General features: G+C 71.1%; 12 protein-coding genes. 4 read left to right on the top strand and 8 right to left on the bottom strand.

Annotated elements, in window-relative coordinates:
* Positions 1–73: 73 nt before the first annotated feature.
* The gene (locus ACZ44S_RS16690) at positions 74–1,513 is read left to right on the top strand and encodes an alkaline phosphatase PhoX (protein ID WP_466929440.1); all 1,440 of its coding nucleotides are present in this window, start codon (positions 74–76) and stop codon (positions 1,511–1,513) included.
* Between the two features lie 481 nt (positions 1,514–1,994).
* Positions 1,995–3,578, top strand: coding sequence for a TROVE domain-containing protein (locus tag ACZ44S_RS16695; RefSeq protein WP_466929443.1), 1,584 nt, complete (start codon positions 1,995–1,997; stop codon positions 3,576–3,578).
* A gap of 52 nt (positions 3,579–3,630) precedes the next feature.
* Here ACZ44S_RS16695 and ACZ44S_RS16700 read toward each other — a convergent pair whose 3' ends face one another.
* From ACZ44S_RS16700 to ACZ44S_RS16735, 8 genes are all read right to left on the bottom strand, one after another.
* Positions 3,631–4,833 carry a TerD family protein gene (locus ACZ44S_RS16700; protein ID WP_466929723.1) on the bottom strand — a complete coding sequence of 401 codons (1,203 nt, stop codon included), beginning with the start codon at positions 4,831–4,833 and terminating at the stop codon, positions 3,631–3,633.
* Positions 4,834–4,919: 86 nt separating this feature from the next.
* Positions 4,920–5,144 (bottom strand): hypothetical protein, encoded by a 225-nt coding sequence (locus ACZ44S_RS16705; RefSeq protein WP_466929445.1) that lies wholly within the window; start codon positions 5,142–5,144, stop codon positions 4,920–4,922.
* Positions 5,145–5,417: 273 nt separating this feature from the next.
* Positions 5,418–6,407 carry a zinc-dependent alcohol dehydrogenase family protein gene (locus ACZ44S_RS16710; RefSeq protein WP_466929447.1) on the bottom strand — a complete coding sequence of 330 codons (990 nt, stop codon included), beginning with the start codon at positions 6,405–6,407 and terminating at the stop codon, positions 5,418–5,420.
* Positions 6,404–7,282, bottom strand: a complete 879-nt coding sequence (locus tag ACZ44S_RS16715; RefSeq protein ID WP_466929449.1) for a carbohydrate ABC transporter permease — start codon at positions 7,280–7,282, stop codon at positions 6,404–6,406. Before ACZ44S_RS16715 ends, ACZ44S_RS16710 begins: the two co-directional genes overlap by 4 nt.
* Positions 7,282–8,226 carry a carbohydrate ABC transporter permease gene (locus tag ACZ44S_RS16720; RefSeq protein ID WP_466929452.1) on the bottom strand — a complete coding sequence of 315 codons (945 nt, stop codon included), beginning with the start codon at positions 8,224–8,226 and terminating at the stop codon, positions 7,282–7,284. Before ACZ44S_RS16720 ends, ACZ44S_RS16715 begins: the two co-directional genes overlap by 1 nt.
* Positions 8,223–9,590, bottom strand: a complete 1,368-nt coding sequence (locus ACZ44S_RS16725; RefSeq protein WP_466929454.1) for an ABC transporter substrate-binding protein — start codon at positions 9,588–9,590, stop codon at positions 8,223–8,225. The genes ACZ44S_RS16720 and ACZ44S_RS16725 overlap by 4 nt, the downstream gene beginning before the upstream one ends.
* 109 nt (positions 9,591–9,699) lie before the next feature.
* Positions 9,700–10,482, bottom strand: coding sequence for a DeoR/GlpR family DNA-binding transcription regulator (locus ACZ44S_RS16730; protein ID WP_466929456.1), 783 nt, complete (start codon positions 10,480–10,482; stop codon positions 9,700–9,702).
* A 312-nt stretch (positions 10,483–10,794) separates the two neighbouring features.
* On the bottom strand, positions 10,795–11,604 hold the full coding sequence (locus ACZ44S_RS16735; protein WP_466929457.1) for an NAD-dependent epimerase/dehydratase family protein: 810 nt from the start codon (positions 11,602–11,604) through the stop codon (positions 10,795–10,797).
* A 253-nt stretch (positions 11,605–11,857) separates the two neighbouring features.
* Between ACZ44S_RS16735 and ACZ44S_RS16740 the strand changes: the two genes are divergently transcribed.
* Both ACZ44S_RS16740 and ACZ44S_RS16745 read left to right on the top strand, forming a co-directional pair.
* Positions 11,858–12,799: a 5-dehydro-4-deoxyglucarate dehydratase gene (locus ACZ44S_RS16740; protein WP_466929460.1), complete on the top strand. Its 942-nt coding sequence runs from the start codon at positions 11,858–11,860 to the stop codon at positions 12,797–12,799.
* On the top strand, positions 12,796–13,959 hold the full coding sequence (locus tag ACZ44S_RS16745; protein WP_466929463.1) for a hypothetical protein: 1,164 nt from the start codon (positions 12,796–12,798) through the stop codon (positions 13,957–13,959). Before ACZ44S_RS16740 ends, ACZ44S_RS16745 begins: the two co-directional genes overlap by 4 nt.
* Positions 13,960–14,372 lie beyond the last annotated feature (413 nt).

Genomic DNA, 14,372 nt, shown 5'->3' on the forward strand with positions numbered 1-14,372 from the left:
CCGCGTTCAGGTAGGGGCGGGAGCCTGACGGGCGCACGGCCCACGGCCCTGTCCACCGTCACCTGGAGACAGCATGTCGCTCACCCGCAGGGACTTCGCCAGAACATCCGCGATCACCGGTGCCGGGATCGCGCTGGCGGGCACTGCCGGCGCCCTCGCCTCCGCGCCTAACGCCCTCGCCTCCGCCGGTATCGCCGGAGAAGCCGCCGGCCGGGACGGGGGTGTGGGGTACGGGCCGCTCGTTCCGGACCCGGAAGGGCTCCTCGCCCTGCCCGCCGGGTTCACCTACCGCGTCCTCACCCACGCCGGGCGGACCCGACTGGAAACCGGTGAGTTCACGCCCGCCGAGCACGACGGAACGGCCGCCTTCCCCGGCCCGCGCGGCAGCACCCTGCTGGTCAACAACCACGAGATGGACGGCCCGCGCGACGAGGCCGAGTTCCCGGTGCCGCTCACCGAGGGCCTCGTCTACGACCCCGCCGCACCCGGCGGCTGCACGATCGTCGAGGTGCGCCCCGACGGAAGCGTCGCCGAATGGGTCGGCATCGCCGGCACCGCCAACAACTGCGCGGGCGGCAGCACCCCCTGGGGCACCTGGCTCACCTGCGAGGAGAACTCCGACCGGGCCGGCGAGAACGGCATGACCGAGGACCACGGCTACGTCTTCGAGGTCGACCCCGCCGACCGGCGCGCCAACCGCGACCCCAGACCGCTGAAGTTCTTCGGCCGCTACGACCACGAGGCCGTCGTCATCGACCCCCGGCGCGGCCACGCCTACCTCACTGAGGACGCCGACGAGCCCAACGGCCTCTTCTACCGCTGGAACCCGCCGGAGGGCTTCCGCCACGGCCCCCGCCGGCTGCGCACCCTCGCCGACGACGCCGGTGTCCTCCAGGCGCCCAAGTGCTACGACTCCGGCGGCCGGTACGTCGACGACCTCTCCCGCGCCACGCGGACCGGCACGGTGTACGGCGTCGACTGGGTGGACGTGCCCGACCGTGACGCCCGCGAGGTGCCCGTCCGCGAACAGTTCGGCCCCGGCCGGGTCACCCGGGGCCGCAAACTGGAGGGCATGTGGTGGGGCGACGGCGGCGCGTACATCGTCTCCTCCTACGCCCGTGAGGAGAGCCCCGTACAGCACGACGGCCAGGTCTGGTTCTACGATCCCAGGCGCCGCACCCTGACCCTGAAACTCCTGCTCGGCGCCGACCGGGACCCGGCGTGGGACGGCGCCTTCGACGGTCCCGACAACATCACCGTCTCGCCGTACGGCGGCCTGATCGTCGCCGAGGACGGGGACGGCGCGCAGCACCTGTTCGGGGCGACCGACAGCGGCCGCACCTACCCCATCGCCCGCAACGAACTGAACATCGGCACCGAACAGGAGCCGGAGTTCAGTGAATTCACCGGCGTGACCTTCTCGCCCGACGGCAGGACCCTGTACGCCAACATCCAGGAACCGGGCATCATGGTCGCCATCACGGGCCCGTGGAAGCGCCAGAAGCGCCGGTGATTAATTCGCTCGCCCGGACGAGGGCCACCCTCCTAAAGTGATGCACGTCCAGGTGCGAAGGCAGGACCTACTTCCACTGATAATGGGGCGGTCGCGGGTTCGAGTCCCGTCACCGGCACAACGCGCCGGTGTAGCTCAGGGGTCAGAGCACCTTCGTCGGTTCCGCCGGCCTCGATCTCTGGACACCACAACTTCATGCACCTCCCGGTGCGCGGGCTGCGGCTACTTCTTCTCTCAAAAGAATCCGATGCCGCCGCCGACTTGATCTCGGGAGGCGCAGTACTTGGTGGGTGCCCGGTGCGCAGGCAGCGGTTACTTCTCGGGATCAGGTTCACTGCGGGTTCGAATCCCGTCATCGACCTCGGGTCGATGTGGCGGAAAGGGAAGACGCGCCTGACATGTTCCGCAGCCGACTCGTTTCTCGGGCACCCACCTTTGCCGCGCCTTCCTCCACCATTCAGGGAATTCGGGGGAATTCACCATGGCGCGATTCAACACCCGGGCCGCGGGGCAGCAGCCGACGTCGCGCGTGACGTCCACCGGCCGTGTGCTGCGTACCCACCAGGGCGGCCGTGGCCGCGAGCGCGAGGCGCGCTCGGAGCTCTTCCTGCTCGCGGTGGCCAACTTCGTGACGCAGCAGACCTTCTACGAGAACGGCGACCACCGCGACGACCGGTTCGCGAAGCTCGTGCGTGAGCTCGCGGTGACCGATCCGGCCTGGACGGCCGGGCTGCTCGGCTGGCTGCGCGGCGAGGGCAACCTGCGCACCGCGTCGATCGTGGGGGCCGCCGAGTACGTCAAGGCCCGCCTGAAGGCCGGTGCGACCGACGGTCCGTCGAACCGGCAGGTCGTGGACTCCGTGCTGCGGCGGCCCGACGAGCCCGGCGAACTGCTCGCCTACTGGACGGCCGCCCACGGCCGGAACATCCCGAAGCCGGTCAAGCGCGGGGTCGCCGACGCCGTGCGCCGGCTCTACGGAGCCAAGGCCCTGCTGAAGTACGACACCGCGTCCAAGGGCTACCGGTTCGGCGACATCCTGAACCTGGTGCACGCGGCACCCGACCCGGACAAGCCGTGGCAGGGCGAGCTGTTCCGGTACGCCCTCGACCGCCGGCACCACCCGGACACCGCGGAGCCGCCCGCCTCGAACCGTGTCCTCACCGCCCACCGCGAGCTGATGGCGCTGCCCGTCGAGGAGCGGCGCGCGGTCGTCACGGCGCCCGACGGTGCCGAGCGGCTCGCCGCCGCGGGACTCACCTGGGAGGCGCTGGCGGGCTGGCTGCAGGGACCGCTGGACCAGGCGGCCTGGGAGGCCGTCATCCCGTCCATGGGGCCCATGGCACTCGTGCGCAACCTGCGGAACTTCGACGAGGCCGGGGTCCGCGACGAGGTCGCCGCTCAGGTCGCCGCGCGCATCGCCGACCCCGCGGAGGTCGCCCGGTCGCGGCAGTTCCCCTTCCGGTATCTCGCCGCGTACCAGCACGCGCCGTCGCTGCGCTGGTCGTACCCGCTGGAGCAGGCGCTCGGCCACTCGCTGGCCAACGTGCCCGCGCTGCCCGGCCGGACGCTGGTCCTCGTGGACCGCTCGGGTTCGATGTTCTACTCGCGGATGTCGGACCGCTCCGAGCTCACCCGCGCCGACGCGGCGGCCGTCTTCGGCACGGCGCTCGCGCTGCGGGCCGCGAAGGCGGACCTCGTCGAGTTCGGCTCGACGAGCAAGCCGGTGCGATTCCGCCGGGGCGAGTCGGTGCTGAAGATCCTCGACCGGTTCGGGGACCTCGGCGGCACCGACACGACCGAGGCGGTGCGGCGGCACTACCAGGGGCACGACCGGGTGCTGATCGTCACCGACGAGCAGTACGCCCACAGCCACTACGGCGACCCGACCGAGCAGGTCCCGCCGCGGGTGCCGGTCTACACCTGGAACCTGGCCGGATACCGCGCGGGCCACGGCCCGTCCGGCACGGCGAACCGGCACACCTTCGGGGGACTGTCGGACGCCGCCTTCCGGATGGTGCCGCTGCTCGAGGCCGGCCGGGACGCCGACTGGCCCTGGGCGGCATGAGAACGGCGGGTGCCCGCGCAGGGCACCCGCCGTCGCGTGTCGGCGGCTGTGGTTACAGCGCCTGGGCGGCCGGCTTGACCATGCCGCGCACCGTGCGGGACTTCACGAAGTCGCCCATCGCGGTCATCTCCCACTCGCCGGAGAACTGGCGGATCAGCTTCGCCATCATCACGCCCGTCTGCGGCTCGGCACTGGTGAGGTCGAAGCGGACCAGTTCCTCGCCGGTGGTGGCGTCCAGGAGGCGGCAGTAGGCCTTGGCGACCTCCGTGAACTTCTGGCCGGAGAAGGAGTTGACGGTGAAGACCAGGCCGCTGACCTCCATGGGGAGGCGGCCCAGGTCGACGGTGATCACCTCGTCGTCCCCGCCGCCCTCGCCGGTGAGGTTGTCACCGGAGTGCCGGATCGCGCCGTTCAGGATCTGCAGCTTGCCGAAGTAGCAGCTGTCGATGTGGTTGCGCTGCGGGCCGTAGGCGATGACCGAGGCGTCCAGGTCGATGTCCTTGCCGCGATAGGCCGGCTCCCAGCCGAGCCCCATCTTGACCTGGGAGAGCAGCGGGCGGCCGCCCTTCATCAGGGAGACGGTCTGGTTCTTCTGCAGGCTGACCCGGCCCTTGTCGAGGTTGATCTTCCCGGTGCCGGGAGCGGCGGCGGGCGGGGCCGGCGGCGCGGCGGGGGCGGGGGGCGCCTGCGGGGCGGCCATCGGCGGGGCGGGCGGGGCCGCGGGCGGGGCGGGGGCGGCTGCCGGCTGGGCCGGGGCGGCCGGTTCCTCGACCGTGACGCCGAAGTCGGTGGCGATGCCGGCGAGGCCGTTGGCGTAGCCCTGGCCGACGGCGCGGGCCTTCCAGGCGCCGTTGCGCAGGTAGATCTCGACGATCACGAGCGCGGTCTCGGAGCCGAGGCGCGGGGGTGTGAAGGTGGCGAGGACCGCGCCGTCGTCCGCGCCGCGGATGGTGGCCGTCGGTTCGACGCCCTGGAAGGTCTGGCCCGCGGCGTCGGGGCTCGCGGTGACGACGATCTTCTCGATGCCGGGGGGTACGGCCGTGGTGTCGACCGTGATGGCGTCGGGGCTGGTGCCGCCGCCGGAGCGGTAGGTCACGCCGGGGCCGGTGGGCTGGTTGTAGAAGATGAAGTCGTCGTCGGAGCGCACCTTGCCGTCGGCGGTGAGCAGCAGGCCCGATACGTCTAGCCGCACGGGGGCGGCGACGTCCACCGTCACTCGGGCGGTGGGGAGGGGGATGTTCGAGCCGGGGGTCATAGCTGTCATGCCTGAGTGAACGAGCGAGGGCGTTTTACCGTTCCCTTACCTGTGGCCCATATGGAGCAGTCGGTTCCCGGCCGGGCTCAGCGGCGGTTGCGGGGGTGGTTCCGGGCGGCTCGTTCGTTGCCGCGCTTGTAGTTCCCCGTCCAGCGGGCCATGACGAGCTGGGGGTCGGGGGCGGTGGTGACCTCGCTGAGGAAGCGGGCCGCCCGGTCGCCGTGCAGGGTGGTCGCGGGGCGGTGGTGATGGGTGATGTGGACGGTGCCGGAGGTGTGGGCCTCGTAGGCGAAGCCACTCGGTCTGGGCATGCCGGGGATGGTACGGGGCGGGGGCGGGGCGACCAAGCGGTTTTCCGGTTCCGCCGCGCGTCCCCGTCCCCCCTCGCAGGCTTCGTCCCCGAACCCCGGACCGTGCCCGGTGACTCGGGATCAACAGGCAAAGGTGCGGGTCGAGTTGGGCCGCCATACCGTTGTCCGACGCGGTCGCCCCCTCGACCGGATGTCCGCAGGCTGTCGTCGTCCAGGGGACATGAGGAGCCCTGCGGCGTCCCGGCGGAGGGGGCGAAGCGCCCGCGCGACCGTCTACGGAACCACCACGATCTTCCGGCCCACCCCCGCGGCGAACTGGTCCAGGGCCTGAGGGTACTGGGCCAGTGGGAGGCGGTCGCTGATGAAGACGTCCGGGTCCAGGATGCCGTTCGCGAACAGTTCCGCCGCGCGTTCGTAGCTGTGCAGCACCGCCATGGAACCCGTGATCGTGATCTCCTGGTTGTAGATCCGGTAGGGGTCGATCTGCACGCGCGTCGCGTAGTCGGCGACACCGAACTGCAGGAAGGTGCCCGCCTTCGCCACCCGCTCCAGCCCGTCCTGGATCGCCGCCGCGTTCCCCGTCGCGTCGATGACCAGGTCCCATCCCTGCGGCCGGTCCAGCTCGTCCGGGGTTGCCGCCGAGGCGGAGACCCCCAGCTGCCGCGCCGTCTCGAGCCGCGTCGGATTCAGGTCGACCATGTCCACGCTCGCCGCTCCGGTCCGCTTGGCGAGCTCCAGCATCATCAGACCCATGGTCCCGGACCCGTAGATCAGCACATGGGCGCCGAGCCGCGACTGGAGCACGTCGTAACCGCGCACCGCGCAGGAGAGGGGCTCGATCAGCGCCGCGTCCTGGGTGCGGACGTGCTCGGGGAGCTTGACGCAGTTCGCCACGGGTGCCACGGCGTACTGGGCCGCGCCGCCCGCCGCGGTGACGCCGATCGCCGCCCAGCGCTCGCAGAGGTTGTTGTGGCCGGTGCGGCAGTAGCGGCACTCGTGGCAGTACAGGGAGGGGTCCACGGCCACCTGGTCGCCGACGGACACCTCCGTGACCTGGGAACCGACGCCGACCACTTCGCCGGCGAACTCGTGTCCCGGCACGATCGGGAGTGTGGGCGCGAACTCGCCCTGGAGGATGTGCAGGTCCGTGCCGCACAGTCCGCAGGCCGCGACCTCGACGACGACATCGCGCGGTCCTGGCGTCGGGTCCGGGACCTCGGCGACGACGGCCTTGCCCACGGACTCGATGACGGCGGCCTTCATTTCACGGCTCCCAACGACAGGCCCTGGACGAGTTTGTCCTGGGCGGCGAACCCCGCGGCGAGCACCGGCAGGGAGATGACGAGCGACGCGGCGCACACCTTGGCCAGGAACAGTCCCTGGCTGGTGATGAAGCCGGTCAGGAAGACGGGGGCGGTCTCGGCGACCACGCCCGTCAGGACCCGGGCGAACAGCAGCTCGTTCCAACTGAAGATGAAGCAGATCAGCGCCGTCGCCGCGATGCCGGGCAGGGCGATCGGCGCGACCACGCGCCCCAGGACGGTGGGGAGTTTCGCCCCGTCGATCTGGGCCGCCTCGATGATCGCGACCGGCACCTCGGCGAGGAAGGACTGCATCATCCACACCGCGATCGGCAGGTTCATCGCCGTGTACAGGATGACCAGCGCCCAGATGTTGTCGAGCAGGCCGGTGTTCTTGGCGAAGAGGTAGATGGGCAGCAGGCCGGCCACCAGCGGCAGCATCTTGGTGGAGAGGAAGAAGAACAGGACATCGGTCCACTTCTTCACCGGCCGGATGGACAGCGCGTACGCGGCGGGCACGGCCAGGAGCAGCGTCAGCAGCGTGGAGACCACCGAGGCGGTCATGGAGTTGATCATCGCCGGCCAGGGGCTGGCGCCCCCGGTCAGCCCGAAGAACTCGCGGTAGCTGTCCAGGGTCAGCGGGGCGGTCACCGAGGGCGGGTTGGTCGCCGCGTCGGCCTCGGAGTGGAAGGACGTGAGAACCATCCACAGCAGGGGCGCCACGAAGACGAGACCGGCCAGCCAGGCGACGATGCCCAGGGCGCTTCCCCGGAGCCGGCCGCCCGGCCGGGACCGCCGGGCCGGGGTGGTGGGCGTGGTGCTGGCGACGGTGGCCATCAGCGGGACACCTCCTCGCGGAACAGCGACGACACGACGCGCAGGGCGAAGGTCGCCAGGATGATCGAGCCGATCACGACGATGACGCCGGCCGCGGAGGCGAGACCGTTCTCGTGGGCCTGGTAGAAGGTCTGGTAGATCGTGTACGGCAGGTTGGCGGTGCCCAGTCCGCCGGAGGTGATCGTGAACACCGCGTCGAAGTTCTGCACGATGTAGATCGAGCCGAGCAGCACGCCCAGTTCGAGATAGCGGCGCAGATGCGGCAGCGTGATGTGGACGAACACCTGCCAGTCGCTCGCGCCGTCCATCCGGGCGGCCTCGATCAGCTGGGGGTCGCGGCTCTGCAGTCCGGCGAGCAGGATCAGCATCATGAAGGGCGTCCACTGCCAGATCAGCGAGGCCTCGACCGCCATCAGCGGCATCTCGGAGATCCAGTCCGGCTGCGCGGCCCCGTCCCCGCCGATCGCGTGCAGGATGCCGTTGAACAGGCCGTACTCCGGGTTGAACAGCACGTGCTTCCACAGCAGGGCGGCGGCGACCGGCACCAGCAGGAACGGGGCGATGAGCATGGTGCGCACCGCGGCCCGGCCGCGGAAGCGGCGGTCGAGGAGGAGCGCGAGGAGCAGCCCGAGGAGCAGGCTGACCAGCACCACGGTGACGGTGAGCAGGATGGTCGTCCAGATCGACTTCCGCAGGGCGGGGTCGCTCAGCACCTCGCCGTAGTTGGCGAAGCCGGCGAAGCTGCGGTCGTCCGGGTAGAGCGCGTTCCAGTCGAGGAACGAGATCACCAGCGTGGCCACGAAGGGCAGCTGCGTCACGACGATCATGAAGATTAGCGCGGGCAGCAGCGGTGCCCGGGTGGCCCAGGCGCGCATGCGGTTCGGCGGCGGCGCCGCCGCTCGCGGGGGAGCGGCGGCGGGCCGGGCCGTCTTCGTCAGGGTCATGATGCCTCGTACTTCTCGGCGACGGCCTCGGCGAGCTTCTGGGCCTTGCCCAGGGCGCTGTCCACCGACTGGCGTCCGGCGATGGCGGCGCTGATCTCCTGGGAGACCTTCGTGCCGAGGTCGGTGAACTCGGGGATGCCGACGAACTGGATGCCGGGCGCGGGCCGGGGCTGCACACCCGGGTCCTCGGGCTTGGCGCTCGCGATGGCGTCCCGGGTGACGTCGGCGAAGGCGGCGGCCTGCTCGCGGTACTCCGGGATGTCGTAGGTCGACGTCCGCTTGCCGGCCGGCACGTTCGCCCAGCCGATCTTCTCCCCGACGAGCTTCTCGTACTCCTTGCCGGACGCCCACGAGATGAACTTCCAGGCGTCCTCGGCGTTGTCGGACGCCTTCTGGATGCCCCACGCCCAGGTGTAGAGCCAGCCCGAGCTGTCGGTCTTCTCGACCGGTGCGGGGACGTAGCCGATCTTGCCCTTGACCGGGGAGCCGTCCGCCTCCAGGGAACCGGCGCCGGCCGTGGCGTCGTACCACATGGCGGTCTTGCCCTGGGTCATGTTGTTGAGGCACTCGGCGTAGCCGGACTGGGCCGCGCCGGCCTCGCCGTGCTCGCGCACCAGGTCGACGTAGAACTGCGTGGCCTCCTTGAACTCCTTGGAGTCCAGGCGGGGGGTCCAGTCCTCTTCGAACCAGGTGCCGCCGAAAGTGTTCACCACGGTGGTCAGCGGGGCCATGACCTCGCCCCAGCCGGGCAGGCCGCGCAGGCAGATGCCCTTCATCTCGGAGCTGGAGGCGTCCACCTTCTCGGCGAGGTCGGCGACCTCCTTCCAGGTGGGCTTCTCGGGCATGGTCAGCCCTTCCTTCTCGAAGACGTCCTTGCGGTACATCAGGAAGGAGGACTCGCCGTAGAACGGCTCGCCGTAGAGCTTGCCGTCCTCCGCGGTGAGGGCCTTGGTCATCGGCGGCAGGACGTCGTCCTGGTCGAAGGCGGTGTCGCCGTCGACGTACGAGTCCAGGGAGTGGAGCCAGCCGTTCTTGGCGTAGATGGGGATCTCGTAGTTGCTGAGCGTGGCGACGTCGTACTGGCCGGCCTGATTGGCGAAGTCCTGACTGATCTTGTCTCTGACATCGTTCTCCGGCAGTACCGTGAAGTTCACCTTGATGCCGGTGTCCTTGGTGAAGTTGTCGGCGGTGAGCTTCTGCAGCTCGACCATCTGCGGGTTGTTCACCATCAGGACGTTGATGGACCGGCCGTCGGACGATGCGGACCCGCCGGCGCCCGAACAGGCGGCGAGCGGAGTGATCAGCGCCGCTGATGCGGCCACGGCGAAGAGGCTGCGAGGTATGCGTCGGCTCTCGGTTCGCATGCGGTACTCCTGGTTGTATCTGGACAAAACGGGAGCTGTGGGGTGGTGCGGGCCCGCAGTGGGCGGCAGGCCCGGTGATGCGGGGACGTGTGATGCGGCGGCTCGGCCGTCAGACGCGGATGACCTGCGGTCCGAGCAGGGAGTGGCGGTGGGCCTCGGAGGCCGGGAGCAGGGTGCTGGTGACGATCGCTTCCAGTGCGCCGATCTCGGCGAAGCGGCAGAAGCTGACCGCTCCGAACTTGGTGTGCACCCCCGCGAAGACGGTGCGCCGCGCCGACCGGATGGCCTGCGCCTTCACCTCGCTGACCGCCGGGTCGGGCGTGGTCAGCCCGTGTTCGCGGGAGATGCCGTTGGCGCCGATGAACGCCAGGTCGATGACGAATCCGGCCAGCATCTTCGTGGTCCAGTGGTCGACGGTCGCCAGCGTGCCGGAGCGGACCCGGCCGCCGAGCAGCAGCACGGAGAAGTTCTCGGCCTCGGCCAGGGCGCCGGCGGTCGGCAGGCTCGCGGTGACCACGGTCAGGGACCGGTCACGGGGGAGGGCCTCGGCGATGAGCTGTGGGGTGAAGCCCTCGTCGATGAAGACCGTCTCGGCGTCGCCGAGCAGGCCGGCCGCGGCGGCCGCGATCCTGCGCTTCTCGGGGACGTGGCTGGTGGCGCGGAAGGCGAGCGTCGTCTCGAAGCCGGCGCTCTCCACGGGGCAGGCGCCGCCATGGGTGCGGCGGAGCAGGCCGTGGTCCTCCAGGACCCGCAGGTCCCGGCGGACGGTTTCCCGGGCCACGCCCAGGTCGGTGGCGAGCGCGGTGACCTCGACGGAGCCGGTGGCCCGCGCCACGCGGACGATTTCCCGCTGGCGTTCCTCGGCGGTCTTCGCCGCTCTGGCCGTCGTCATCGCCGACACCCGCTTCCGTACGTGCTTCCTTGCCTGATCGCCTCCGGCCGGCCGAGCGGAGTTGCCCGTTCGGGCCCGGTGGCGTCCATGGGGCAAGTTGTACAGCGGTGTTCGCCTGCTGAACAGGCCTGTTACGGATCCGATGCTGCCCGCTTGTGCCCGTTTGGCGCGATGGCTGCCCGTCTTCGACCTGCGTGCCCGCAGGCCTGGACGTGAGTTCGGGCAGCGTGGATGCCCGAATGCGGGAGCGGACGGGCCCGTTCGGTGCCCGTCCGCTCCCGTGAAGGGTGTGAATCCGCCCGTACCGGCCGGTCAGTAGGGCCAGATGGGCGGGTCGGTGACGAAGTGGCCGCCCAGGCAGGCGTGCGCCGGGTCGTCGGGGTCCAGCTCGCCCTGCTCGGCGATCAGCTTCTCGGCGTACGGCTCGGAGTCGTCCTGCGGTTCGTAGCCGAGCGCCCGGGCGGAGGTGAGGTCCCACCACAGGCGGGTGTTGGCGGAGGAACCGTGGACGACGGTGTGGCCGACGTTCTCGGCGGTCAGGGCCGCGTGGAAGAGGCGGGCGCCGTCGGCGGGGCTCATCCACACCGAGAGCATGCGCACGCTGGTCGGCTCGGGGAAGCAGGAGCCGATGCGCACGGAGACGGTCTCCAGTCCGTGCTTGTCCCAGTAGAGCTGGGCCAGGTCCTCGCCGAAGCACTTGGACAGTCCGTAGAAGGTGTCCGGGCGGCGCGGGGTGTCGACCGGGATCAGGGGGTCGTCGCCCTGGGGTCGGGGGGTGTAGCCGACGGCGTGGTTGGAGGAGGCGAAGACGATGCGCCCGACGCCTTCCTCGCGGGCCGCCTCGTACAGGTTGTACGTGCCCTCGACATTGGCCTTGAGGATCTTGTCGAACGAGGCTTCGAGGGAGATCCCTGCGAGGTGGACGATCGCGTCGACGCCGCGGACCGCCTCGCGTACGGCGTCCCGGTCGGCCAGGTCCGCGACGATCGCGTCGGGTTCGCCGTCGACGGGGCGCAGGTCGAGCAGGCGCAGGGTGTAGCCGTGCTCCGGGAGCAGTCCCCGCATCAGGGTGCCGAGTCCTCCGGCGGCGCCGGTGAGCAGAACGGTGCGGGGAGCGGGCATCCTCGGGTCTCCTTGCGGCGGCGGCCGTGGTGTGCGTACACATGAGCGCACGGCATTCATATGCGTGGACACGCTAGGGAGGTGGGGCGCGGCTCGTCAAGTATCCCGGACGCACGCCTTGTGTGCCCGCGGCCCTCGCGAAATCGCCGATGTGCGGCGAGGTGCGGCGCTTGACCGGCCTCCCTGGGGGGTCGTAACGTGGGTGCGTTCAGAAATATGGACGTGAATCAAGAATATGGACCAGGGAGAGCTTGTGACGCCAGCCCCTCTCGCCGCCCGACTCACCGTCCCCAGCGGGCCGTTGTTCTTCCCGGTCACCGCGTACGGGCCCGACGGCGCCGTCGATCTCGACACCTACCGCCGCCATGTGCGGCGCGGGGTGGAGGCCGGCGCCGCCGCGGTGTTCGCCTGCTGCGGCACCGGTGAGTTCCACGCGCTGACGCCCGAGGAGTTCGAGAGCTGCGTCCGGGCCGCCGTGGAGGCCGCCGGGGGGCGCGTCCCGGTCGTCGCCGGCGCCGGCTACGGCACCGCGCTCGCGGTCCGCTACGCCCGGCTCGCGGAGGGAGCCGGGGCCGACGGGCTGCTCGCCATGCCGCCGTACCTGGTCAAGGCGGGACAGGAGGGGCTCCTGCGGCACTACCGCGAGGTGGCCGCCGCGACCTCGCTGCCCGTGATCGTCTACCAGCGCGACAACGCCGTCTTCACGCCCGGGACCGTCGCCGGACTGGCCCGCACCGACGGGATCATCGGCCTCAAGGACGGTCTCGGCGACCTCGACCTGATGCAGCGGATCGTCAGCGCCGTACGCGCGGAGACCGCGGGTGACTTCCTCTACTTCAACGGCCTGCCCACCGCCGAACTCACCCAGCCCGCCTACCGGGGCATCGGCGTCACCCTGTACTCGTCCGCAGTGTTCTGCTTCGCGCCCGAGATCGCCCTCGCCTGCCACACCGCCTTCCGCACCGGGGACTCGGCCACCGCCGACCGTCTGATCGACGGCTTCTACCGGCCGTTCGTCGAGCTGCGCGCCAAGGGGGCCGGCTACGCCGTCTCCCTCGTCAAGGCCGGCGTGCGGATGCGGGGCCTCGACGTGGGGGAGGTGCGGCCGCCGCTGCACGAACCCGCCGGGGATCATGTCAAGCAGCTCGCCCTGCTGATCGAGCGGGGACACGCGCTGCTCGAGGAGGACCTGTGAAGGCATCGGCATTCGTCTACCCCTGGGACGTCAACGGGGACCCGGAGGCACCCGCGCGGATCGCCGCACTCGGCACGGCGCAGGTGACACTCGCCTCGGCCTACCACTCCACCCGCGCGCTGACCCCCCGTCACCCGCGCCACCGCATCGTCACCGCCGAGCACGCGGCCGTGCTCTACCCGCCGGGGGAGCGCTGGGCCGGCCGCACGCTGCGCCCGTACGCGGCCGGGGACTGGGCGCCCGGCGACGCCTTCGGCGAGGCCGCGGAGGCGCTCACGGGCGCGGGCCTCGAGGTGCACACCTGGGTGGTGCTCGCGCACAACTCCCGCCTCGGCGCCGAACATCCGGACACCTCGGTGGTCAACGCCTACGGCGACCGATACCCCTGGGCGCCGTGCATCGCCCAGCCCGCCACGCGCGCGCACCTCGTCGACCTGGCCGCCGAGGCCGCCGTACGCCCCGGAGCGCACGGCACCGAGCTGGAGTCCCTCGGCTGGTACGGGCTCCAGCATCTGCACGCCCACGACAAGACGGCCGGGGTCGCCCTCGGGGACGCCGGGCAGTACCTGATGTCCCTGTGCTTCTGCCCGGCCTGCCGCGCCGGCTACGACGGCCGGGGCCTGAACCCGGACGCGCTCGCCGACGCGGTACGGGCCGCACTGGAACCGGTGTGGCGGGGGGCGCCCTCCGACGGGGGATGGGCGGGCGTGGAGCAGCTCCTCGGCGAGACGCCGGCGAACGCCACGCGCGCGTGGCGCGACGCAACGGCCCGCACACTCCAGGAGGCCGCGGTCCGGGCCGTACGGGAGACCGCGCCCGAAGGCTTCCAGGTGCTGCTGCACGCGGACCCGGTGTCCTACCACTGCGGTGCCAACGCGGGCGTCGACCCGGCGCACATCCTGTCCGTCGCCGACGGCGTGGTCGTGCCCTGCACCGGCGGCCCCGGCCCGCTGGCCCCGTTCGTGCGGGAGGCCCGCGAGGGCGCGGTGCTCGCCGCCAACTTCACGGTGGTCTCCGGCATGGGCGGCAGCCCCGCCGGCCTCGCGACCGACGCGGCGGAGGCCCGCCGCCTGGGCGCGACGGAACTGCGCCTGTATCACGCCGGTTTGGCGTCGGACGGGGACCTGTCGGCGGTGCGCTCGGCGCTCGCCGAGCTCTGAGGCGGTCCTGACGCTCGGCCCTGGCTGGTGGCAGCGCGGGCGTCGCCGGGGGTCCGCCCGGCGTGCGTCACGGTGATGCGGTCGACGACCTCCTCGCCGCGGAGCACGCCGGCCTGGGGTGCGAACCGGTTCTCAGCCGGCCTCCCAGGACGCCTACCAGCTGCGGGCGCAGTGACAATCAGCCATTGAGGGTTGAACGTTTGTGAAGAGAAGCTCGGACTTCTCACAACATTCACACAGGTCGCAGGGGTGGCCTGCGGGTAAAGCCGACTTGTCACCACCATGCAGGAAAGTGGCCACAGGTGATCGTTGGGTGTTCCTTGTCGGGCAGTCATGGATATGGTCTGGACCGCGCGCAGTCGAATGCGATCGCTGGCGCGCCATCACTTACGGGTGCAGGCGTGGCGACGGAG

It is taken from the genome of Streptomyces malachitofuscus (assembly GCF_055571035.1).